Source organism: Streptomyces sp. NPDC085596 (assembly GCF_044541565.1).
In the GTDB taxonomy this organism is placed as follows: Bacteria; Actinomycetota; Actinomycetes; order Streptomycetales; family Streptomycetaceae; genus Streptomyces.
Window position 1 is genome coordinate 1 of sequence record NZ_JBITTC010000014.1, and the last position, 20,608, is coordinate 20,608.

Here is a 20,608-nt window from a genome sequence, read left to right on the forward strand (position 1 = left end):
CCCTCAAGAGCGAACCCGACGCTCTTCCCGTCCTTGCCGAACGACGCGAGATCCTCATCCGCAGCCCTCGGCGCGAAACCGACATCCACCGCGTTCGACTTCTCGACCCACCGGTGATCCGTACGTTGCGCTACCGACGTGTCGATCTGCCGCCATTCCCCCTTCGCATCCTTGAAGTTCAAGGGTGACTGGGACACCTTGCGGCTGAACGAGCCGTCCGCGTTGCGGTAATACGTCGAGTGCGCCGTCGACTTGCCATCGACCCGCTTGCTCGTACGGGCGTTGAACCCGTGCAGCGAAGTACTACGGCCCGCTGCACGCCTGCTCTTGTACGGGGTGTACGCCGGCAGTTCACCCTTGCCCCGGCCCTGAGGATGCCCCACACCGCGCCCCGCCCGCGTGGCCGCGGCGGGCACCTGATGACGGCGGCCGGCCGCCGTGCCCGCCCGTTGGCTCGGCACACCACCCCAGCGCGGATCGCCTGCCATCAACGACGTCACGAAGCCACGGAGCCCGGACAGCGACGGGCGCCCGAGGGTGGCGCCTTGCGCCATCGCGTCCTGCGTGGTCAGGGTCAGTGCGAGCGCGGCCAGCACCACGACAGCGGTGGCACGCCGCACGCGCCTTATCAAGGCCCGCCACTTCGGCGCAGGTCTGACGGCTCTCCACTGCATGACTACGAACCCCACAAAATCGACAAAGAAACGAAACGATCTTGACAGTCTCCTTCATGTCCACGCCAGGTCGGTTCGGCCATCATTGTGCAAAGGAGGATCTTGACCAGGGGGCCGTGAGGTCGGTCGATGGGGGCGTCCACGGATGGCTGTCCGCCTCTGGGCGCTACAACTTGCTTACGCAGAGCGGAACTTGACTTCCTCACCTGGGGCGAAGAGACTCGGGTGAGTCTGGTGTGGTGTGCCCGGACGCTCTCTCGCTCGTCCCTTCTCCCCCTCCTTTCCGTCCCGCCGCGGTGGAATACGCCGTCGCCGGATCGGCTCCGCCAGCCAGGAGAACACATGTCTCTGACCCTCCAGTTCACCGTCCGCAGCGACAAGGGTCTTGTCCGGGAAGTCAATGAGGACTCCGTGTACGCGGCGCCGCATCTGCTGGTGGTGGCGGACGGGATGGGCGGGCATGCCGGGGGCGAGGTGGCCAGTTCCGTCGTCATCTCGCACATGGCCGAGCTGGGGCCGGAGCGGACGCGCACGGAGCCCATGGAGGTGTTGCGCGAGGCGATACTGGCCGGGAATCTGGCCATCGCGCAGGCGGTGCGGGCCTCGCCGGAGCTGGACGGGATGGGGACCACCATCACGGCGGTCCTGATGGAGGCGGACAGCGATCAGTTCATCGTGGCCAACGTCGGGGACTCGCGGACGTATCTGATGCGCGCGGGCGAGCTGGTGCTGCTGACCCGCGACGACTCCCTGGTGCAGACCCTGCTGGACGACGGCCGGATCACCGCCGCCGAGGCGCTCGCGCATCCGCAGCGGTCCATGGTGACGAAGGCGCTGGTGGGCGGGGAGTCGCTGAGCCCCGCGCTGTTCCGCCTGGAGACGCTGCCCGGCGACCGTTTCCTGTTGTGCTCGGACGGACTGAGCGATCTGGTGGCCGAGTCCGAGCTGGCCGTGGCGCTCGGCATGCCCGGCCGGGACGAGGCCGCCGACCGCCTGGTCGAGCTGGCGCTCGGCGCGGGCGGCAACGACAACGTCTCCGTCGTGGTCGCGGACGTCGTCCACGGCGACACCTCCGCCCCGGACGCCGCCCCGGTCATCTCGCGCGCGCCCCTCCAGGAGGACACCGCGGCTCCCGAGCGCCGGGGGCGGGCGGGGCGCGGGGTGTTCGTGCTGGCCGCCGTCGTCCTGGCGGCGGCCGTCGCGGTGTACCTGCTCAGCTAGGGGCACCTCTCCGCTGCTGGAAGGCGCAGCCCGCGTGGGCGCCGGCCGCGTACGAGATGACGTCGGCGCGGTCGGCGGGCAGGCCGCGCAGGAATGCGCCCGCGTAGCCGCGGCCGATGAGGAAGGCTCCCCAGTTGAGCACCCAGGGGGCGGGCTCGTCGGCGCCGTCCTCGGGGAAGGGTTCGGGGAGCGGGGTGACCAGTTCCTGCACGATGTGCGGGGTGGCCAGGGCTCGTTCCAGGCTCACGGCCCACCGCGCGTCGTCCACACCGCGGCCCAGTACGGTGCCGGAGCCGCCAAGGCCGTGCGCGGGCTTGAGCACCAGGCGTTCGCGGTGGCGGCGGCAGTACGCGAGCAGGTCGGCCGGCTCGCCGTCGACGCGCGCCGTGCCGGGGCGCAGTTCGTGCGTCCACGGGAGCAGACGGCGTACGAGGTCCCGTTCCCCCGGGTCCAGGGTGTCCTGGCAGCGGTCCTCCCAGAGGAGGGCCAGCGCGCGCTTGTTTCCGTGCATCGACGTGCGCAGCGGGGAGAGTACGGGGACTGCGCAGCGGCTGAACAGGTCGAGCAGGGCCTCGGCTTCCGTCAGCGTGGCCAGGTCGGCGGTCAGCTCGCCCAGGGTGAAGTAGCGGTACACCAGGTCGGCCGGACGTCCGTCGACGAGGAGGCGGCCGGCCGACTCGCGGGCCTGGCCGGTGTGGCAGCCGAACGCCTCGATGCCGTGCGGGGCGAGCAGCCCGGCGAGCGCGGTGATCTCGGGCTCGGTGGCGCGGTAACCGGAGGGGCAGTCCATGAGGGCGACCCGGCAGGTCTCCCCCGTCCGGCCCGCCGCCTCTCGCAGCTGCTCCGCGAGCACGGCGACCGTGTCGGGGAAGCCCAGGTCTTCCGCCGCGACGAACGCGGCCAGCTCCGGGTCGGCCAGGGCGAGCCGGTTCAGTTCCGGGATCTGCAGGCCGCCCAGCGCGCTGCTGATGTTGAACTCCAGCATGCGGAAGCCGGTCCGGTCCCGGTAGAGGTCGGCGCGGCCGATGCGGGCGGGGGCCGGCACGGGGGGCCGCAGGGCGAGCCGGGCCTGTTCGGGGCGCAGCCCGACCGCTGCGGCGAAGGCGTGCGGGTCGCCGTCGAAGAGCCGCTCGGGCAGGGTGAACAGCAGGTCGGTCACGCCGTTGAGGTCGGCTTCGAGCCGTCCGGCCTCGTCCGCCGTGAGGAAGGCCGGACGGGTGAGGAAGCGGTCCTCCAGGGCCCGGCGAACGAGGTCCAGCCGGGCCGGGTCCGGGTCGCGGAGCGCGAGGGGACGGCGTCCGGGGCCTGCCAGATGGCGGGCGGTGAGCGTGGTGGGCGGGGCGGTGGTCATCGGGCCGTCGCCTCCTCGCCCGGTACGGGCCTGGTCGTGACGCGGACCTCGGTGATGGCGGCGCGGGCACGGGCGAGCGCCTCGTCCGGGGTCTCCCCTACCGCGATGACCGAGCCGCAGCGGTCCTCGGAACCTCCCAGTTCGGGCACCGTGTCGCCGGGGGCGGCGTCCGGGTCGGTGTGCACCACGCCGGGGCTCGCCGCGGCCGCCTCCCAGCCGGTCACCTCCGTGACCAGGCCGGGCGGTGCCGTCAGGAACCAGGTGGCGGCCGCGGCGGCGGTGCCGCTCCGCGCGGGCAGCCGTACTCCCGCGACGTGCGCGGCCAGCAGGTCCCGTACATCGGCTCCCGTGACCTCGCGGACGAGGTCGATGATGCCGTCGCCGCCGGGGCGGTTGTGGGACTCGACGACGCGGGGGCCGCGGGAGGTGACGATGATCTCCGTGTGCGCCGGGCCCTCGGTGAGGGCGACCGCGTCCAGGAAGGCGCGGGTGGCGGACACCAGCGCCTCGTGGCGGGCGGTGTCGATACGGGCGGGTACGACATGGCCGATCTCCACCGCGTTGTCACCGGTGAACTTCTCGGTGACGGCCAGCACTTGGTGCTCCCCGGCACGGGAGAAGGACTCCACGCTGTACTCGGGCCCGTCGAGGAACTCCTCGGCGAGGAGCGCGTCCGGCATCGCCGCGACCAGCCGGGCGGCCCGCTCCACGTCCTCGGCACCTCGCAGGATGTGGATGCCCTGGCTGCCGGAGCCGTCGCGCGGCTTGAGCACGACGGGCAGCCCGGCACGGTCGGCGAAGGCGGCCAGGTCACCCGGCGCGTGCATCAGCGCGGCCCGGACGGCGGGCGTGCCCGGCGCGTCCGCGAGGGCTTCGCGCATCAGCGCCTTGTCCTTCAGCAGCAGCACCGTCCGCAGCGGGTCGCCCTGAAGACCGAGGGCGTCGCGGATACGGGCGGCGGTGGTCAGGAAGCGTTCGCGGACGGTGACGACCCGGTCGAAGGGCACCGACTTGTGCAGGGCCAGAGCGCGGTCGAGCCAGGCGTCGCCGTCGTCGCCGGACAGCAGCAGCGCCTCGTCGCAGGCGTCCCGGTGGCCGGGGCCGAACTCGGCGAGCGTGCCGCCGTAGACGACATGACAGCCGTGGGCGCGCAGGGCCCTGGGCAGCCGGGTGCCGCCGCCCAGCACGAGGACGGAGCGGGTGGCGGTGTCGGTCATACGGAGTCCTGGGTGAGCGCCGGGTCCTTGATGACCCGTGGGACGACGGGGGCGGCGGGCACGGGCCGGGCCCGGCGCGCGGTGTACGGGGCGGCCGAGGCGACCAGGGCGACGACGGCGCCCAGCAGCAGCCAGCCGCCCACCGGGCGCCAGTCGGGGCCGGGGGCGAGGAGGAGCGTGGTCAGCGCCAGCGGGGCGACGACTCCGGTGACACCCCGGCCGAGGGAGAAGAAGCCCTGGTACTCGCCGTGCGAGCCGTCGGGGGCGAGTTCGTAGCTGAGGCCGTAGCCGCCGGCGGACTGCCACAGCTCGCCGGCCGTGTGCAGGATCATGCCGAGGAGCAGCAGGCCCAGCGCGGCGAGCGGCGCGGTGACGAAGACGGCGCAGGCGATGGCGGCCCAGCCCGCGAGGAGCACCCAGCCGGAGCGGCGGACCACGCGCGCGGCGGTGTCCACGTCCCCGGTGCCCCGGGAGAACGGCACCTGGAGCAGGACGACCAGCACCGTGTTGGCCAGCACCACGGCGGAGATGGTCCACTCGGGGGCGCTGGTGTGGTCGGCGATCCACAGCGGCAGGGCGAGGGCCAGCACGTCGTAGTGGATGCTGGTGAGCCCGCAGACCAGGGTGACCAGGGCGTAGGGGCGGTCGCGCAGGACGGTGCGGCGGGCGGGCGCCGAAGGACCCGCGGGCGCGGGGCGGATCGGGGGCACCTTGCGCAGGGGCAGCGCGGCCAGGACGTAGGCGCCGGCGTTGAGCAGGACGACGGTCAGATAGGCGGCGCGGGTGTCGGCCGCGAGCGCGAACGCGGCGAGCGCGGTGCCGATGCTGAGGCCCGCGTTGGTGACGGACTTCAGCAGCGCCCGCAGCCGTACCCGGGCCTCTCCGACGCCGACGCTGCTGATGACGGCACCGCGCGCGGCCGCGCCGCCGCGTTCGGCGACGGCGGCGACGCAGGTGACGGCGATGAACCCCCACAGGGAGTGCACCAGCGCGAACGAGGCGGTGGCGAGGGCCTGTCCGGCGAGGGCGGCGGCGTAGGTGCCGCGGGCGCCGAAGCGGTCGGCGATCCGGCCCGCCGGGACGGCCGCCGCCAGGCCGGTCAGCCCGGCCACGGCGAGGCCGACGCCGACCTGGGCGACGGACAGTCCGACCGAGCGGGTGAAGAACAGCGCGCTGACCGGGAGGAGGAGCCCGCTGCCGGTCTGGCCCACGAGGGTGGACAGGGTGAGCGCGCGCGGCGCTCCCCGCTCCGGCAGCAGGGCCCGTATCCGGCCGAGCCCGCGAGCCGGCGGTACGTCAGTCATGCCCGCCCTCACCGGTGAGCCGTGCCAGCTCTTCGAGGACCAGGTCCGCGTGGCGCTCGGGGTCGGGCACGGGGTGGATCAGGGAGCGGACGGCGCCGGTGCGGTCCAGGACGACGCCGGCGCGCTCGAACAGGGCGCGGCCCTCGGCGCGTACCTCGGGTACGCCCAGCGCGCGGCCGAGGGACAGGTCCTGGTCGCCGATCAGGGGGTAGCCGAGGGCGCGTTCGGCGGCGAACCCGGCGAGTTCGCCCGGCGCGTGGGCGCTGACGCCGAGTACGCGCGCGTCGGCGCGGGCGAAGCGGGCGGCCGCGTCGCGGGCGGAGCACAGGCCGGTGGTGCAGCCGCCCAGTTCGGGCACGCGCTCCCCGATGCCGGGCTCGGTGATGAAGAACAGGACGGTCCACTCGTGGTCGGGCGACGGCACGGCGAGGGGGCCTTCGGGCGTGGTGACGGTGCGCTGCATGGGGTTTCTCCGTGGTGGGGTGCGCGGGTGCGACGGGGGATGCTCACACGGAATCCGCGTACCGTTCCACCTCCCACGGGGTGACGACGCGGTGCCAGGCGTTGAAGTCGGCCCGGCAGTGCCGGTCGTGGGCGGTGGCGGCGAGGTCGCCGAGGGCGGCTTGGACGACGGTGTCCTCGGTGAGGGCGCGCAGCGCGGTGGGCAGGTCGGTGGGGAGCGGGGCGATGCCGCGGGCGGCGAGTTCGGCGGCGGCGAGGGTGTCGGCGGGCTCCTCGCAGGCGTCGGGCAGCTTCAGCCCGCGCTCGGCGCCGTCCGCGAACGCGGCGAGGACGGCGGCGAACAGCAGGTGCGGGTTGGCGGCCGGGTCGGGGCTGCGCAGCTCCAGCCGGGTGGAGTCGGGTACGGCGGGGTCGCCCACGGCCTTGAAGGCGGTGGAGCGGTTGTGCCGGGCCCAGCTGACGTGGACCGGGGTGCCGGAGGCGGGGACCATCCGCTTGTAGGAGTTGACGGTGGGGTTGCCGAGCGCGGTGAGCGCGGGGGCGTGGTCCAGGACTCCGGCGAGGCAGGCACGGAAGAGCGCGGACATGCCCTGCGGGTCGTCGGCGTCGTGGAAGAGGGGCCGGTCGTCGGCGGTGCCGCGCAGCGAGACATGGACGTGCAGGGCGTTGCCGTAGAGGTGGGCGAGCGGCTTGGGCATGAAGACGGCCTTCAGCCCCCGGCGGCGGGCCATGGCGCGTGCGGTGTGCTTGAGCAGGAGCAGCCGGTCGGCGGTGGTGAGGGCGTCGCCGTGCAGGAAGACGATCTCGCGCTGGCCGGGGCACACCTCGTGGTGGTGGCCGGTGACGGTCAGGCCCATCCGGTCCAGCGCCTCGCTGATGTCCCGGCAGACCTCGTCGGCCTCCTCGGTCTCGCCGAGGTCCCAGTAGCCGCCCCGGTCGGAGGGGTCGAGGCGGCCGGGGGTCGACTCGCGCAGCAGGTAGAACTCGGCCTCGACGCCGAACACCGGCCGTAGTCCCCGGCGTTCGGACTCCTCGACGGCGCGGCGCAGCACGGCCCTGGGGTCGGCGGCGAAGGGGCGGCCCTGGGCGTCCCGTACGTCGCACAGGACCATGCCGACGGTGCGGCCGGCGGGGGTGGGCCAGGGCCGGACGACGAAGGTGTCCGGGTCGGGGACGAGGCGCAGGTCGCTGTGGTCGGGGTCGCCGAAGCCGAGCAGGACGGAGCCGTCCACGGTCCAGCCGTCGGCGCGTACCGCGTCCCAGCGGGCGGCGGGGATCTCCAGCGACTTCAGCCGTCCGGCGATGTCGGTGAAGAGCAGCTGGACGAAGTCGGTGTCGGCGGGCTCGTGCCCGGCCGGGACGGCGGTGGCCATCACGCTTCTCCTCGGTAGTACGGGGCCGGCATGCTCGTCCGGCCGGTGCCGGCGCAGCTCACCGCGAGGTCCGCCGGGGACCTCGGCGGGACGTGGGCGCGCAGGACCCGGTCGGCGAGCAGGCCGAGGGAGCTGAGGTTGGGGAAGCCGGGGCCCTGGGCGAGGGCCGCCAGGTTGGGCAGGTGGAGCGGGGCGGGCAGGCCGGGCACCGCGAGGGAACGGTCGATGGTGTGTTCCACGGCGGCCCGGGTGAGGGTGCCGCCGACGGCCGCGGTGAGGGCGGCGCGGGCGCGCGGGCCGAGCAGGCCGGTGAACCACATGGGGTCGCCGCCGGTGGCGTCCACCACGAGGTCGGCCTCGATCTCGCCGGGCCGTCCGCCGTACTCGTAGGTGAGCGCGACCGGGGTGCCGGCGCGGGTGCCGGTGGCGCGGCCGGGGCGCCAGTTCACCCGTGCGGTGCGGGCCAGGTCGTGCTGGACGTCGAGGGAGAAGACGGCGCGGTCGGTACGCCGGATGAACTCCCTGCGGTCGCTCTCGGTGAGCGCGGTCCAGCCGGTGGGGTCGCTGTAGTAGCGGTTCTCGAAGGGGCTCTCGCCGCGGCTGTAGAGGGCGGCGCGCGGGGTGACGACGGTGACCTCGCGTTCCTGGGCGACGGCGAGTTCACGGACCACGGTCCCGGCGGTCTCGCCGGAGCCGACGACCACCACGTGCCGTATCCGGCGGGGCAGTCCGGCGACGGCCAGCCGCCAGAAACCGGCGGTGTCCAGCACCCGGTCGTCGTCGGCGGTGAGCGCGGTGCCGGACGGTCCGGGCCCGGACACCAGCAGGCCCCGGCCGCGTACGGTGCCGTGGCCGCCGGGCGCGGCGTAGCCGAGGGTCCAGCCGTCGTCGTCGGTCTCGGCGCCGCGCACCTCGCCGGTGACGACGCGCAGTCCGGCCTCGCGGGCGGCCCAGTCGAGGTAGTCGGCCCATTCGCGGTGGCTGGGCTGCGGGCGGCCCCGGTCCACCCAGCGGGCGTAGCCGCCCCGGCTCATCAGGTGTCCGGCCCAGCCGTAGCCGGTGGTGAGGCGGATGATCTCGGCGACGAGCGGGTCGTGCGGGTCGCCCCAGGCGGTGGCGTCGTAGGGGAAGCCGAGGTCCTTCTCGGGCAGGGTGCCCAGGCTCTGGCGGCCGTTGGTCCAGCCGTGGCCCTCCCGCCAGTGGGCGGCGGTGCGGTCGCGTTCGACGGCGACCACCTCGGGCGCGTCGAGCCCGGCCTCCCGGAGCACCTTGGCCTTGACGGCGAGGGCGATGGCCTTGGGGCCGGCGCCGATCACCAGCAGGGGCGCGTCCGGTCCGGACCCGCCGTGCGCGCGGGCCGGGCCGGCGGGCCGGGTGAGCGGTTGCGGTACGAGGTCCCTCATGGGCGCCCTCACCGGAACCGGGCCGGGTCGAAGGCGGCGGGTATGCCCGCTCCGGCGCCGCCCCCGATGCGCTCGGCGAGCTGGTGGGCGACGACCTGGGAGTAGGGCATGCCATGTCCGCTGAAGGCGGCCATGACCCACAGTCCGGGGCGGCCGGGCAGCGCGCCGACGAGGGGGCAGCGGTCGGGGGTGAAGGCCATGACGCCGCTCCAGGCGCGCACCACCGGCACGCCCGCGGTCTCGGGCAGCAGGGCGGGCAGCGCGGTGGCGAGCCGGTCGGCCAGCTCCGGGGAGAAGGCCGGGGTGTTGTCGTCGGCGGGCAGCTCGATGTTCTCGTCGCGGTTGGGCACGGTGGTGCGCAGGCCGCCGAGGAGCAGGGAGCCGTCCTGGTTCTGGCCGCCGTAGACCAGCCCCCGGTCCAGGCCCCACTGCGGGATGCGGAAGGGTACGGGCGCGGTCTGTACGAGCTGGCCGCGCACCGGGGTGATCAGGGCGTCGAGTTCGGGCAGGAGCCGGCCGGTCCAGGCGTTGAGGGCGACCACGACCTGCTCGGCGACGACCTCACCGGCGTCGGTGGTGACGTGCCAGGCGCCGTCGGGCGTCCGCTCGACGGAGGTCGCGGTGACGCCGAGGCTGAACAGGGCGCCGTGGCGGCGGGCGGCGTCGGCGATGCCGCGCACATAGCCGACCGAGTGGACGGCGTCCTGGTCGGGGCGGTGCAGTCCGCCGAGGACGGTGTCGGGCAGGTCGGTGCCGAACACCCGGCGCGCCTCGGGCAGATCGAGCCACTCGGCGGCGATGCCGTCGGCGCGCAGGGCGTCGGCGGTCCGCTTGAGTTCGAGCGCCTCGTCCTCGCTGTCGGTGAGGTCGAGCTTGGCGGTGGTGGCGCGGTGGGCGTCGATGCCCTCGCGGGCGGTGACCTCGCGCACCAGGTCGCGGTTGACGAGGGTGGCACGGTAGACGGCGAGGGCCTGCTCGTGGCCGAACCGGTCGATGGCGGGCGCGTGTTGGGCGTTGCCGCCCTGGATGACGCGTCCGGCGTTGCGGCCGGAGGAGCCCTCGGCGGGGCTGTCGTTGCGGTCGATCACGAGCGGGGCAAGACCCGCGCGGGCGAGCCAGTAGGCGAGCGTCGAGCCCATGACACCGGCGCCGAGCACGAGGACACCGGCGCGGCCCGGCAGGGGTGTGCTGCCGCCCGTCCAGCGCGGTCCGCTCGCCAGCCAGCAGGAGTCGGGGGATCGCATGGAGTTCCTTGGGTACGAGGGTGTGGCCACCGGCTCAGGTCCAGCACTCGGAGCTGGGCAGCCGCCGCGCGGGCGGCTCGCCGGGGGCGGGCGGGGACGTGACGATGCCGACCAGGGCTGCGGCGCGCTCGGCGCGGGCCACGGCGGTCTCGGTGTCCGGGCCCACCGCGAGGACGTAGCCCAGGCGGTGCAGATTGGTGGTGACGGGTTCGACCACGTCGCCGGGGCGGGTGAGCAGCACCAGCCGCTCCTGGGCCGGGTCCAGCAGCGCGGCGGCCTCGGGCACGCCGTCGACGCGGCGGACGACCCCGGCCGGGGCGGTGAGGAAGCGGATCGCGGCGCCGCCCGTGGTGCGGGCGGTGGTCGGCGCGTCGAGGTCGATGGGCTCGCCGAGGGCGAGGTCGGCGGCGAGGCCGTACACGTCGGTGCCGGTGGTGAGGTGGACGAGGTCGAGGATGCAGTCGCCCGCGGGGCGGGGGTTGACCTCGACGATGCGGGGGCCGTCGGCGGTGAGGATCATCTCGGTGTGCGCGATGCCGTGGTCGAAGCCGACGGCCTTGAGCGCGGCGGTGGCCACCTCGTCGATCCGCTCCGCGAGCCCGGCGGGCAGGCGCGCGGGCACGGCCTGGCCGAGTTCCACGAACGAGTCGTCGCGGGTGGCGAGTTTCTCGGTGCGGGCGAGGACGACGGTGCGGCCGTCGACGGTCAGCGTCTCCACGCTGATCTCGTCGCCGAACAGTTCCTCCTCGGCGAGCAGGGTGCCGCTCTTGGTGAAGGCGGCCGCGTGCGCCCAGGCGTCGTCGGTCTCCTCCGGGCCGGCGACGCGGATCACGCCCCGGCCCGCTGAGGAGTCGGCGGGCTTGAGGATGAGGGGGTGGCGCAGCCCGGCCAGGGCCCGCGTGCGCTCCCGCGCCCCGGTGAGGGAGGCGTCCAGGACGCGGAACTCGGGTCCTGGGACGGAGCATTCGGCGAGGCGGGCGCGGGCCCACGTCTTGTCCGTCAGGTTGCGCAGCGTCTCGGGCCGGCAGCCGGGCAGGCCGAACTCCTCGGCGAGGCGGGCCACCACGGGCAGGGTGGAGTCGAGGAAGCCGATGACGCCCTTGCGGCCGGGTGCGGCGGCCAGCTGGGCGCGGCAGGCTTCGTAGATCTCGTCGGCGGGCCGCTCCGGTGAGAGCGGGACCTGGCGGTCGGCCAGGCGCAGATAGGCGGCGGTGGCGCTCTCGGCGAGCGCCAGATCGAGGTCCGGACGGGCGGTCCAGGAACGCAGGGCCTGCTCGCGCAGGCATCCGACGCGGACGAGCAGCAGAAGGGCGCGTGTGTCCAGTGCCATGTCTTTCCTTGGTGGAGGGTCGGGCTGCTGCGGCGGTCGGTGCCGCAGCTCACCCCCAGCCGGTGTCGGCGGCCGTGACGGCCTGGCCGGCGCCGGATCGGCGTCCACCGTGTGCTGTTCCGGATGGCCGCGCCGCTCGCACCAATGCCGGTGCGGGCTCGGTCGGTTGCGTGACAGGGGTGATCAGCCACCCCGTGGGCGTACTCATGTGCCCGTTCTCTCCCCGTTGTCGGAATCTCGTTGTCCGAAATCCGGATTCGATCCTTGCCATCGAGGGGGTGTCGTCGCCACGTCCGCGACGGATCATGGATAGGCACTGCCGGATGCGGAAGGCTGAATGAATGACAACCAAACATGAGGTAAACGACGAAAGCGGACTCGACGCCGTCATCCACGCGATGCGGTTGCTGTACGCCGTGGCACTCCGGCAAGGTGCCTGCACCCGCGAGGAGTTGCTCCGCGACCTCGGCCTGCCCGAGCCGCTCGCCGAGCGCGCGATCGAACGGCTGCGGGAACTGGGCCTGTTGGTGGCCGAACCCGGCCGCCCCGGGGTGTACACCCGCCGCCTGCTGGAGGCGGCCGAGGCCCGCGCGGTACCCCCGCTGCGGCGTGCGGTACGGGACGCGCAGACCCAGATCGACTCCGTACGCGGGGAGTTCGCGGCGCTGCGCGAGGTGCGGGACGCGGAGCGCCGGTCCGGCGACCGCTCCGGAGAACTGCTCACCGTGGACGCCCGGGACATCGACGCGGTATTGGAGGAGCAGGCGCTCGAGTGCCGTACGGAGGTGCTGACGGCCCAGCCGGGCGGCCCGCGCCCGGTCGGCGTGCTGGGCCAGGCGCAGCACCGGGACATGGCGATGCTGGAGCGGGGGGTGCGGATGCGGACGATCTACCAGCACAGCGCCCGCTTCAACCCGGCCACGGAGGCGTACGTGGAGCGGCTGGCGGAGGCGGGCGCGGAGGTGCGCACGCTGCACACCCTGTTCCCCCGGCTCATCGTGTTCGACCGGCGCACGGCGTTCGCACCCGCGCACGACGGTCCGGGCGTGCTGCGCATCAGCCACCAGGGCGTGGTGTCGTTCCTGGTCAGTGCGTTCGAGACGGCCTGGCGGGCGGCGGCACCGTTCGCCTCCGCCTACGCGAGCCGCCGGGAGGGGTTCGTCATCTCCGACATGCAGCGGGCCATCGCCCGGCTGCTGCTGGAGGAGCCCAAGGACGCGGCCATCGCCCGGCACCTGGGCATCAGCGAGCGCTCCTGCCGCCAGCACATCGCCAAGCTCATGACTCAGCTCGGGGCGCACAACCGCACCCACCTGGGCTTTCTGCTCGCGTCCGCGCTCCAGCGGGGCGGGGCGGACGCCTCCGCGTAACCGGTTCAACCGAACGTGTCACAGCCCGAGTTGGCACGCGTGGGCTACTGTGGACGCGAGACGGACCTCGACGCGGGGCCAGCCCACCCCCCACCCACACCTCCCGCCCGGCACCCCCACCCCGGCCCGAGTCCACCGCCGCGCGAGGGCTCCGCCCGGGCCGGCCGACCGGCCCTCCGCCGACGCGAAAACCGCGAATACCGTTGCCTAATCCCTGCAAATGTGTCCGCCCCAACAGACCGCGCAAGGGCTCTTGCACTGGAATATTCACCCGCCCTAGGGTGTAGAAAATCCCCGGACTCCCATCCTCGGACCCCGGGAATTCACGTCACCGGCAAGGAGGCTGCCGCACGATGTGGGACACATCTCCTGACCACCGCTTTTCCGGCAGATAGTCAGTACGGGGCGGGCCTTTCGTCCCGACCTTCGGCCATCCTCTTCACAGAGATTAAAACGGGGGCAATATTGGACGGCAGCGCGCCGCTTCCCGAGGAAGAACACCGAGGAGGCGGGACCCTTGTCGACGCGTTACTGGATTCATTCCGCACCGGAGCCGACAGCGTCGCGGTGGAGTGCGGGGACGACGAACTGACCTATGCCGGGCTGGACCTGTGGTCCGACGCCGTCCGCGCCGAACTGCGTACGCGGGGCGTCCGGCCCGGCGACCGGGTGGCCGTACATCTGGCGCCCGGGCTCGGCGCGATCGCGGCGATCGCCGGCATCGTCCGCGCGGGCGCGGCCTACGTCCCGCTGGACGTGCGCAACCCGCCCTCGCGCAACGCGTTCATCCTCGCGGACTGTGCCGCGTCCGCGCTGATCGGCGCCGCCGACGGCACCGGTGCGAGCGGCCTGCCGGTCCTCACCGAGCGGGACCTGGACCTGCTGCGGACCGCCCCCGGCGAGACGGCCCCGCCGGGCGAGGCGCTCCCGGCGCCCGGGGACGACGCCTACGTCATCTACACCTCCGGCACCACCGGACGCCCCAAGGGCGTGCCCGTGACGCACGCGGCGGTGACCGCCCTGCTGACCGCCGCCTCGGGCCTGTTCACGTTCACACCCGAGGACCGCTGGCTGCTCTTCCACTCCCTCGCCTTCGACTTCGCCGTCTGGGAGATGTGGGGCGCGCTGACCACCGGCGCCCGCCTGGTCGTCCTCCCGCAGGACGCGGCCCGCTCCGCGGAGAGCACCCTGGCCGTGGTCGCCGACCGGGGGGTGACGGTGCTCAACCAGACGCCGACCGCGTTCGCCGCGCTCTCCGCGACGGCGCTCGCCTCTGACGCCGAGCTGCCCGCCCTGCGCTATGTGGTGTTCGGCGGCGAGAAGCTGACGCCCGCGCTGCTGCGGCCGTGGGCGGCCCGGTACGGCCTGGACCGGCCCAAACCGGTCAACATGTACGGGATCACCGAGGTCACCGTCCACGCGACGTACCACGAGGTCACGTCCGAGGACCTGGCCGGGGACGACTCCTGTGTGGGGCGGCCGCTGCCCGGCTTCACCGCGCGGGTCGTGGACGAGGACGGCCGGGACGCCGGGCGGGGCGAGTTGTGGCTCGCCGGGCCGCAGGTCACCGGCGGCTACCTCAACCGGCCGGGGCTGAACGCCGAGCGGTTCGTCACCGCCTTTGACGGGGAGCGGACCGCCCGCTACTACCGCTCCGGCGACCTGGTGAGCATCCGCCCGGACGGCAGCCTGCGCTACCACGGCCGGGCCGACCTCCAGGTGAAACTGCGCGGACACCGCATCGAGCTGAGCGAGATCGAGGCGGTAGTGCGCGACCACCCCCTGGTCAGCGACGCGGTGGTGTGGGTGCACACCTTCCGGCCCGGTGACGAGCGGCTGGTGTGCGCGTTCACCACCACCGGCGGCGAACCGGTGGAGCAGGGACCGCTGCATGAGCACGCCGGGCGCGATCTGCCGTCGTACATGCGGCCCGCGCGCTATCTGCGTCTGGCGGAGCTGCCGCGCACGGTCAACGGCAAGGTCGACCGGGCGGCGGTGGCGCTGATCGACCCCGCGCCCCGGCGGACGACGGTCACGGCCGTGGACTCCGCGAGCGGTACCGAGACTTATCTGCTCCGGTTGTGGGAGGAACTCCTCGGCACGGGGGAAATCACGCGAGATGCGGATTTCTTCCAGCTCGGCGGGCATTCCCTCATGGCGTTCCGGATGCAGCTGCGGATATCGCGCGATCTCGGTGTCCGGGTCCCGCAGAAGGAGTTGCTGGCGAATCCCCGGCTGGCGGATGTCGTCCGGCTGATCGACGCACATCGCGCCGAATCTCCCGCACTGCCCCGTACCTAGCACGGAACCCCTCTCTTCGGGGCTCCGCCCTTTTCTCCCCTTCCCGTTCGCGTGTCCGCGCGCGGACGGTCACCCGAGAACATCAGGGACTGATGTGTCATGCCTCCGATCCACACCTGTGTGGACTGCCACCGTTTGATCCGGTCGGACGTGGCGGCCGGAAACCGCCCGCACGGCACGCTGTGCGCCCCCTGTTTCGACGCGCTCGGCACCACCCTGTCCCGGCTGCCGCGGCTGTACGCGGAGGCGGAGCAGGCCCTCGCCCCGGACAGCGCCCGGTCCTTCGTCCGCGTGTCGGGGAACTCCCGCGCGGCGGCGCTGCCCGTGCGCAGCCAGGCCGTGGAGGCGCGGGCCGCCCTCATGGCGGTGCTGTCGTCCTGGTCGGCGCTGGTCGCGGACGAGCGCCGGGTCGCCGCGCCGGACCGGGAGGTGCGGGAGATGGTGGCGTTCCTGCGCCGCCATCTGGAGTGGCTGGCCCGGCATCCCGCGCTCGCCGAACTCCTCGGTGAGCTGGCCGAGTCGGTGGCGCTGGCCCGGCGCTGCGTCCAGCCGGGGCAGTCCCGGCAGGTGCAGGTCGGTGCGTGCCGGGAGCCGGAGTGCGCCGGGAACCTCATCGCCCATATGCGCTCCGCGGGGGCCGGGCCCGCGTCCGAGATCCGGTGCGACAGCGATCCCGCCCACCGCTGGGCCCCGCACGAGTGGCACGCCTTCATCCCGCGCGCCGCCTGCCCCGTCTGACCGTCCGAGCAGGGAAGAACCTCCGAGCAGGGAAGAACCACCGACATGGCAAGTCCACTGGGACTGAGCGTCACCGACGTCGTCGAGATCTGGCGGATTCCCGCCGGGACCGTGTACCGGCTGGCCAGCCAGCACGGCTGGCGGCGCTACCGGGAGTCCGGCCGCACCCTGTACCACCCGATCGATGTGAGCACCACGCTGAGCGAGCGGTCCGCGGAGAGAGGCGAGAGGGGCGAGCGGTGCGAGTCGGCGTAGTACTGCTGCCCGAGTACGACTGGCCGGAGGCGCGGGCCCGCTGGCGGGCGGTGGAGGAGCTGGGCTTCGACCATGCCTGGACCTACGACCATCTGGCGTGGCGGAGCCTGGCGGGCGCACCCTGGCTGGGCACCGTGGCCACGCTGGCGGCGGCCGCCGCGGTCACCTCCCGGATCGGGCTCGGCACCTTCGTCACCTCGCCCAACTTCCGTCATCCGGTGCCCTGGGCGCGGGAGGTGATGGCGCTGGACGAGATCTCGGGCGGGCGTTTTTGGTGCGGGGTGGGCGCGGGCGCCACGGATGTGGACGCGGTGATGCTGGGGCACCCCCCGTTGTCGCCGAAGGCACGGGTGGACCGGATGACGGAGTTCACCGAGCTGCTGGACCGGCTGCTCTCCGAGGACCATGTCGACTTCGCGGGCGAGTACTTCACGGCCGTGGACGCGCGTACGGTCTCCGGCCGCGCACGGCGCCCCCGGGTGCCGTTGATCCTCGCGGGCAGCGGTCCGCGCACCCTGCGGCTGGCCCGCCGGCTGGGCGACGGCTGGGTGACCATCGGCCCGGAGGGCGCGGCGGACGAGGAGCGGTGGTGGGCCGGGGTGGAGCGGCTCGCCGGGTACCTGGACGAGCTGGAGCCCGAGCCCGGCTTCCAGCGCCATCTGTCGCTGGACGCGTGCCCCGGTTACTCGCTGAGCAGCGCGGCCCGGTTCGCGGAGATGCGGGAGCGGGCGGCCGGGCTGGGCTTCACGGACGTGATCGTGCACCATCCGCGCGCCGAGGGCGTGTACGCGGGCCGGGTCGCGGTGCTGGAGGAGGTGGCTCAGCTGCGGGCGGGGGCGGCCGGGGGCGCGGAGGGGTCCAGGCAGCCCTGACGCAGGGTGCGGAAGAACCACTGGTTGAGCCGGGCCACGGTGGTCCGCTCGAACAGGTCCTTGCGGTACGTCCAGACCGCCTTCAGCCCCTCGGGGCGTTCCTCCAGCCACAGGGTGAGGTCGAGCCGGGCCTCGGCGTCGTCGTCCGGGGCGGGCTCACCGGTGAGCCGTATCCCGCCGTCGTAGGTGGCCGGCTCGGTGTTCTGCACGCCGAACGCGACCTGGACCAGCGGGTTGTGGGTGAGTGAGCGGGGCGGACTGAGTGCCTCCACCAGCCGGTCGAACGGCACGTCCTGGTACTCGGCACCGCGCAGCACCCGCTCCCGCACCCGGTCGAGGTGGGTGTCGAAGGGGGCCCCGGTGTCGACGGCGAGCCGGAGCGGGACGACGTTGATGAAGCAGCCCACGCACGCCTCGGCGGCGAGGCTGGTGCGTCCGGCGAAGGCGCTGCCCACGACGATGTCGTCCGTGCCGGACCAGTGCGCGAGCACGGCGGAGAACGCGGCGAGCCCGACCATGTTCAGTGTGGTGCGCCGCTCGCGGGCGAACTCGGTGATGTCCTCGGCGAGTTCCCAGGGCAGGGTGAAGTGCAGCCCGGCGCCCGCGTGTCCGCCGTCCGGCTCCAGGGCGCCGCGCGGCCGGTCGGTGGGTACGGCGAGCAGTTCGGGGGCGCCGCGGAGCAGTCCGGCGAGGGCGTCGACCCGTTCCTTGCCCTCGGGCCCGGCGAGCCAGTCGGCCTCCGCCTCGGCGAACCCGGCCATGCCCGGCCGCCCGGACAGATCGGCGAGCTCCCCGGCCGCGCGGGCGTCGTAGGCGAGCCCGAGATCCCGTACGAAGATCCCCAGGGACCAGCCGTCGAACACGATGTGATGAGCGGTCAGCTCCAGCGCGGTGGCGGTGCCGTCCCGGCACACCATGCGGAAGCGGACGAGCGGGGCGCGTTCCAGGTCGAAGGGTCCGGCCGGGGTGCCGGGACCGGGCACGCGCTGTACGGGGAGTTCGACGCGGTCGCGGACGAACTGGGCCGGGTCGCCGTCGTCGTCCCAGCCGAACTCGGTGCGGAAGGCGTCGTGGGCGGCGGCCACGTCGGTGAGCGCGGCCTCCAGCAGGCCGGGGTCGGCTCCGGGTTCGATCCGGACGACGGCGTCGATGAGATAGGCGTCGCTGCCCGGATTGAACTGTTCGGTGACCCACAGCCGCCGCTGGGCGGCCGTCAGCGCGGCCGGTCCTCCCGCGCCGGTGCCGTTCACGAGCACTCCGCCTCCATCCGCAGTTCCGTTCCGTCGCCGGAGAGTTCCAGCGTGACCTTCACCTGGCCGAGTTCGCCGGTACGAGTGACATGGGTGCCGCCGCACGGGGTGGACACCCCGCCCTCGGCGAGCCCGCACCGGAAGTGGCGTGGCGCGTCGATGCCGGGCCCCTCGGTGGCCACACCGACCGGGGCGTCCTCGGCGACCCAGGCGGCCATCAGGGCGTTGACCCCGGCCTCGATCTCGGGCAGCGCGGCGGCGAGGCCCCCGGCAGAGAACCCCTTGCGGCGCAGCGACTTGCCGAGCCGGTAGTGGTCGACGCTGCCGTAGGGGGAGATCCGGGAGCCGGTGATGGCCAGCTTGTCGAAGTCGGGGGCGCCGAGCGCGTCCGGCTTGGCCTCCTTGGACCAGCGCGGGGCCAGCATCCGGTTGAGCGCCAGTCCGGCCAGCTCGCACAGGGTGTGCCCGGCGGACAGCCCGTGCCGCCGCTCGGCGTCGACCTCCAGACGGACCCGCTGTCCGGTGAGCGGGCCGGGGTCCGCCCGGAGGATGTGGACGACGTACCAGTCCCAGCCGTCCTCGCCCCGGCGGACCGGGATGCCGGGGCCGGTGGCGAGGGGCACGGAGCCGTCGCGGGGCGCCGCGCCGATCAGACAGTCCTCGACGGTGTACGCCTCTCCCCCGGCGGTGAGCACGCCCCGGTCGGCCGGCTGGTCGGGCCAGGTGTGGTCGACCGGATGGAAGGGAGTGCTGTCGCAGACGACGCCGAACGAGCCGTCCAGGGGCAGTACGTGACGGACGTCTGCTTCGCCGGTGAGCGCGCCGGAGGGGAAGGAGACCAGGGTGTTGCCGTGCATCGGGTCCTATCCGAGGTCGAGGCCGAGCAGGTCGTCGTACGTCTCCCGGCGGACCCACACCGAGGCGGTTCCGCCGCCGACGGCGACGACCGGCGGGCGCGGCGTGTGATTGAAATTGTTGGACAGGCTACGGCAGTAGGCGCCGGTGCAGGGCACGGCGAGCAGATCGCCGGAGTGGATGTCCGAGGCGAGGTAGTCGTCGCGCACCACCACGTCGCCGGCGTCGCAGTGCACGCCGACCACGCGGGAGAGCCGGGGCTCGGCGGTGGTGAGGCGGTCGGCGAGCACGGCCGAGTAGATGCCGTCGTACAGGGCCGGGCGGATGTTGTCGCTCATGCCGCCGTCGACGGAGACGAAGGCGCGCAGGCCCTCGACGTTCTTGACGGTGCCGACCCGGTAGACGGTGCAGGCGGAGCGGCCGACGACCGCGCGGCCCGGCTCGATGGCCAGCCGAGGTGCGCTCACGCCGAGTCCGCGGCAGCTCTGCTCGCTGAAGCGGCGCAGGGCGTCGGCGATCCCGGCCGGGGCGAGGGGCTGGTGGTGGTCGCGGTAGGCGATGGCGAAGCCGCCGCCGACGCTGACCTCGGGAAGTTCGGCGCCGCAGGTGCGGATGAAGTCGGCGCGGACCTTCATCATGCGTTCGACGCCGACCTCGAAGGAGTCCATGCCGAAGATCTGCGAGCCCAGGTGCATGTGCAGCCCGGCGAGTTCGATGCCGTCGGCGTCGTGCGCGTAGGCCACCGCGGCGGCGGCGTCGCCGGTGCGCAGCGAGAAACCGAACTTCTGGTCGTCGTGGGCGGTGGCGATGTTGGCGTGGGTGTCGGCGCGGACGCCGACGTTGACGCGGACCAGCACGGTGGGGCGTACCCCGGTGTCGGCGGCGAGTTCCTTGAGCAGGGCGAGTTCGTCGAAGGAGTCGACCACGATGCGGGCGACGCCGTGGCGCAGCGCGGTGGTCAGTTCCTCGGCGGACTTGTTGTTGCCGTGCAGCACCATGCGTTCGCCGGGGAATCCGGCGGCGATGGCCGTCTTCAGCTCGCCCAGGGTGCACACGTCCAGGCCGAGTCCGGCCTCGGCGCAGATCCGGGCGACGGCCTTGCACAGGAACGCCTTGCCCGCGTAGTACACGTCGAAGTCGTGGAAGGCGGTGCGGAACTCGGCGCAGCGGGCCCGGAAGTCGTCCTCGTCGAACAGGTACATGGGGGTGCCGAACTCGGCGGCCAGGTCGGTGACGCGCAGCCCGCCGACGGTGAGGACGCCGGAGCTGTCGCGGGCGGCGGTGGCCGGCCACAGGTACGGGGAGAGGGTGTTGAGGTCGGCGGGCTCGGTCAGCCAGCCGGGCTTGAGGGTGTCGTTCACGTCGTTCATGTCGTTCACGTCGTTCAT

General features: G+C 73.6%; 18 protein-coding genes. 6 read left to right on the forward strand and 12 right to left on the reverse strand.

The annotated features are described in order from the left end of the window. Window positions 1-620 (reverse strand): hypothetical protein (locus ACIGA3_RS29835; protein WP_399721524.1); only part of this gene is annotated, 620 nt, incomplete at its 3' end. Between the two features lie 396 nt (window positions 621-1,016). On the opposite strand from ACIGA3_RS29835, the gene ACIGA3_RS29840 reads away from it, so the two are divergent. Next, a complete protein-coding gene (locus tag ACIGA3_RS29840; protein ID WP_399721526.1) occupies window positions 1,017-1,895 on the forward strand; it encodes a PP2C family protein-serine/threonine phosphatase in 879 nt (292 codons plus the stop codon). Here the strand turns inward: ACIGA3_RS29840 and ACIGA3_RS29845 are convergent. The 8 genes from ACIGA3_RS29845 to ACIGA3_RS29880 are packed head-to-tail and all read right to left on the reverse strand — an operon-like array spanning window position 1,888 to window position 11,579. Then, window positions 1,888-3,246 carry a hypothetical protein gene (locus tag ACIGA3_RS29845; protein ID WP_399721528.1) on the reverse strand — a complete coding sequence of 453 codons (1,359 nt, stop codon included), beginning with the start codon at window positions 3,244-3,246 and terminating at the stop codon, window positions 1,888-1,890. The genes ACIGA3_RS29840 and ACIGA3_RS29845 overlap by 8 nt on opposite strands. Then, on the reverse strand, window positions 3,243-4,463 hold the full coding sequence (locus ACIGA3_RS29850; protein ID WP_399721529.1) for an ATP-grasp domain-containing protein: 1,221 nt from the start codon (window positions 4,461-4,463) through the stop codon (window positions 3,243-3,245). The genes ACIGA3_RS29845 and ACIGA3_RS29850 overlap by 4 nt, the downstream gene beginning before the upstream one ends. Next, window positions 4,460-5,767, reverse strand: coding sequence for an MFS transporter (locus tag ACIGA3_RS29855; RefSeq protein WP_399721530.1), 1,308 nt, complete (start codon window positions 5,765-5,767; stop codon window positions 4,460-4,462). The genes ACIGA3_RS29850 and ACIGA3_RS29855 overlap by 4 nt, the downstream gene beginning before the upstream one ends. Continuing rightward, window positions 5,760-6,230 (reverse strand): redoxin domain-containing protein, encoded by a 471-nt coding sequence (locus ACIGA3_RS29860; RefSeq protein ID WP_399721532.1) that lies wholly within the window; start codon window positions 6,228-6,230, stop codon window positions 5,760-5,762. The genes ACIGA3_RS29855 and ACIGA3_RS29860 overlap by 8 nt, the downstream gene beginning before the upstream one ends. 43 nt (window positions 6,231-6,273) lie before the next feature. Continuing rightward, on the reverse strand, window positions 6,274-7,602 hold the full coding sequence (locus tag ACIGA3_RS29865; protein WP_399721533.1) for a glutamine synthetase family protein: 1,329 nt from the start codon (window positions 7,600-7,602) through the stop codon (window positions 6,274-6,276). After that, window positions 7,602-9,005: a SidA/IucD/PvdA family monooxygenase gene (locus ACIGA3_RS29870; RefSeq protein WP_399721534.1), complete on the reverse strand. Its 1,404-nt coding sequence runs from the start codon at window positions 9,003-9,005 to the stop codon at window positions 7,602-7,604. Before ACIGA3_RS29870 ends, ACIGA3_RS29865 begins: the two co-directional genes overlap by 1 nt. Window positions 9,006-9,013: 8 nt before the next feature. Continuing rightward, window positions 9,014-10,249 carry an NAD(P)/FAD-dependent oxidoreductase gene (locus ACIGA3_RS29875; RefSeq protein ID WP_399721536.1) on the reverse strand — a complete coding sequence of 412 codons (1,236 nt, stop codon included), beginning with the start codon at window positions 10,247-10,249 and terminating at the stop codon, window positions 9,014-9,016. A gap of 34 nt (window positions 10,250-10,283) precedes the next feature. Beyond that, complete coding sequence (locus ACIGA3_RS29880) at window positions 10,284-11,579, reverse strand: ATP-grasp domain-containing protein (protein ID WP_399721538.1); 1,296 nt, start codon at window positions 11,577-11,579, stop codon at window positions 10,284-10,286. 341 nt (window positions 11,580-11,920) lie between these two features. On the opposite strand from ACIGA3_RS29880, the gene ACIGA3_RS29885 reads away from it, so the two are divergent. The 5 genes from ACIGA3_RS29885 to ACIGA3_RS29905 all read left to right on the forward strand — a co-directional run bounded on the left by ACIGA3_RS29885 (window position 11,921) and on the right by ACIGA3_RS29905 (window position 17,115). Continuing rightward, entirely contained in the window at window positions 11,921-12,949 is a 1,029-nt protein-coding gene (locus ACIGA3_RS29885; RefSeq protein ID WP_399721539.1) for a LuxR C-terminal-related transcriptional regulator, read from the forward strand. Window positions 12,950-13,171: 222 nt separating this feature from the next. After that, window positions 13,172-15,250, forward strand: coding sequence for an amino acid adenylation domain-containing protein (locus tag ACIGA3_RS29890; RefSeq protein WP_399721541.1), 2,079 nt, complete (start codon window positions 13,172-13,174; stop codon window positions 15,248-15,250). Between the two features lie 99 nt (window positions 15,251-15,349). Further along, a complete protein-coding gene (locus ACIGA3_RS29895) occupies window positions 15,350-15,988 on the forward strand; it encodes a hypothetical protein (RefSeq protein ID WP_399721543.1) in 639 nt (212 codons plus the stop codon). Between the two features lie 45 nt (window positions 15,989-16,033). Further along, complete coding sequence (locus ACIGA3_RS29900; RefSeq protein WP_399721544.1) at window positions 16,034-16,243, forward strand: hypothetical protein; 210 nt, start codon at window positions 16,034-16,036, stop codon at window positions 16,241-16,243. Next, window positions 16,228-17,115 carry an LLM class flavin-dependent oxidoreductase gene (locus ACIGA3_RS29905; protein WP_399721545.1) on the forward strand — a complete coding sequence of 296 codons (888 nt, stop codon included), beginning with the start codon at window positions 16,228-16,230 and terminating at the stop codon, window positions 17,113-17,115. Before ACIGA3_RS29900 ends, ACIGA3_RS29905 begins: the two co-directional genes overlap by 16 nt. Here the strand turns inward: ACIGA3_RS29905 and ACIGA3_RS29910 are convergent. Genes ACIGA3_RS29910 through lysA form a run of 3 tightly spaced genes read right to left on the reverse strand, consistent with a single transcriptional unit; the run spans window position 17,064 to window position 20,608 of the window. Further along, the gene (locus ACIGA3_RS29910) at window positions 17,064-18,365 is read right to left on the reverse strand and encodes a condensation domain-containing protein (protein ID WP_399721546.1); all 1,302 of its coding nucleotides are present in this window, start codon (window positions 18,363-18,365) and stop codon (window positions 17,064-17,066) included. The two genes, ACIGA3_RS29905 and ACIGA3_RS29910, sit on opposite strands and share 52 nt — an antisense overlap. Continuing rightward, window positions 18,362-19,222 (reverse strand): metal-dependent hydrolase, encoded by an 861-nt coding sequence (locus tag ACIGA3_RS29915; protein WP_399721547.1) that lies wholly within the window; start codon window positions 19,220-19,222, stop codon window positions 18,362-18,364. Before ACIGA3_RS29915 ends, ACIGA3_RS29910 begins: the two co-directional genes overlap by 4 nt. 6 nt (window positions 19,223-19,228) lie before the next feature. Then, on the reverse strand, window positions 19,229-20,608 hold the full coding sequence (gene lysA, locus ACIGA3_RS29920) for a diaminopimelate decarboxylase (RefSeq protein WP_399721615.1): 1,380 nt from the start codon (window positions 20,606-20,608) through the stop codon (window positions 19,229-19,231).

Coding starts and splice junctions, on each gene's coding strand:
- ACIGA3_RS29840 (WP_399721526.1), top strand. CDS start 1,017: ATGTCTCTGACCCTCCAGTTCACCGTCCGCAGCGACAAGGGTCTTGTC.
- ACIGA3_RS29845 (WP_399721528.1), bottom strand. CDS start 3,246: ATGACCACCGCCCCGCCCACCACGCTCACCGCCCGCCATCTGGCAGGC.
- ACIGA3_RS29850 (WP_399721529.1), bottom strand. CDS start 4,463: ATGACCGACACCGCCACCCGCTCCGTCCTCGTGCTGGGCGGCGGCACC.
- ACIGA3_RS29855 (WP_399721530.1), bottom strand. CDS start 5,767: ATGACTGACGTACCGCCGGCTCGCGGGCTCGGCCGGATACGGGCCCTG.
- ACIGA3_RS29860 (WP_399721532.1), bottom strand. CDS start 6,230: ATGCAGCGCACCGTCACCACGCCCGAAGGCCCCCTCGCCGTGCCGTCG.
- ACIGA3_RS29865 (WP_399721533.1), bottom strand. CDS start 7,602: ATGGCCACCGCCGTCCCGGCCGGGCACGAGCCCGCCGACACCGACTTC.
- ACIGA3_RS29870 (WP_399721534.1), bottom strand. CDS start 9,005: ATGAGGGACCTCGTACCGCAACCGCTCACCCGGCCCGCCGGCCCGGCC.
- ACIGA3_RS29875 (WP_399721536.1), bottom strand. CDS start 10,249: ATGCGATCCCCCGACTCCTGCTGGCTGGCGAGCGGACCGCGCTGGACG.
- ACIGA3_RS29880 (WP_399721538.1), bottom strand. CDS start 11,579: ATGGCACTGGACACACGCGCCCTTCTGCTGCTCGTCCGCGTCGGATGC.
- ACIGA3_RS29885 (WP_399721539.1), top strand. CDS start 11,921: ATGACAACCAAACATGAGGTAAACGACGAAAGCGGACTCGACGCCGTC.
- ACIGA3_RS29895 (WP_399721543.1), top strand. CDS start 15,350: ATGCCTCCGATCCACACCTGTGTGGACTGCCACCGTTTGATCCGGTCG.
- ACIGA3_RS29900 (WP_399721544.1), top strand. CDS start 16,034: ATGGCAAGTCCACTGGGACTGAGCGTCACCGACGTCGTCGAGATCTGG.
- ACIGA3_RS29915 (WP_399721547.1), bottom strand. CDS start 19,222: ATGCACGGCAACACCCTGGTCTCCTTCCCCTCCGGCGCGCTCACCGGC.
- lysA (WP_399721615.1), bottom strand. CDS start 20,608: ATGAACGACGTGAACGACATGAACGACGTGAACGACACCCTCAAGCCC.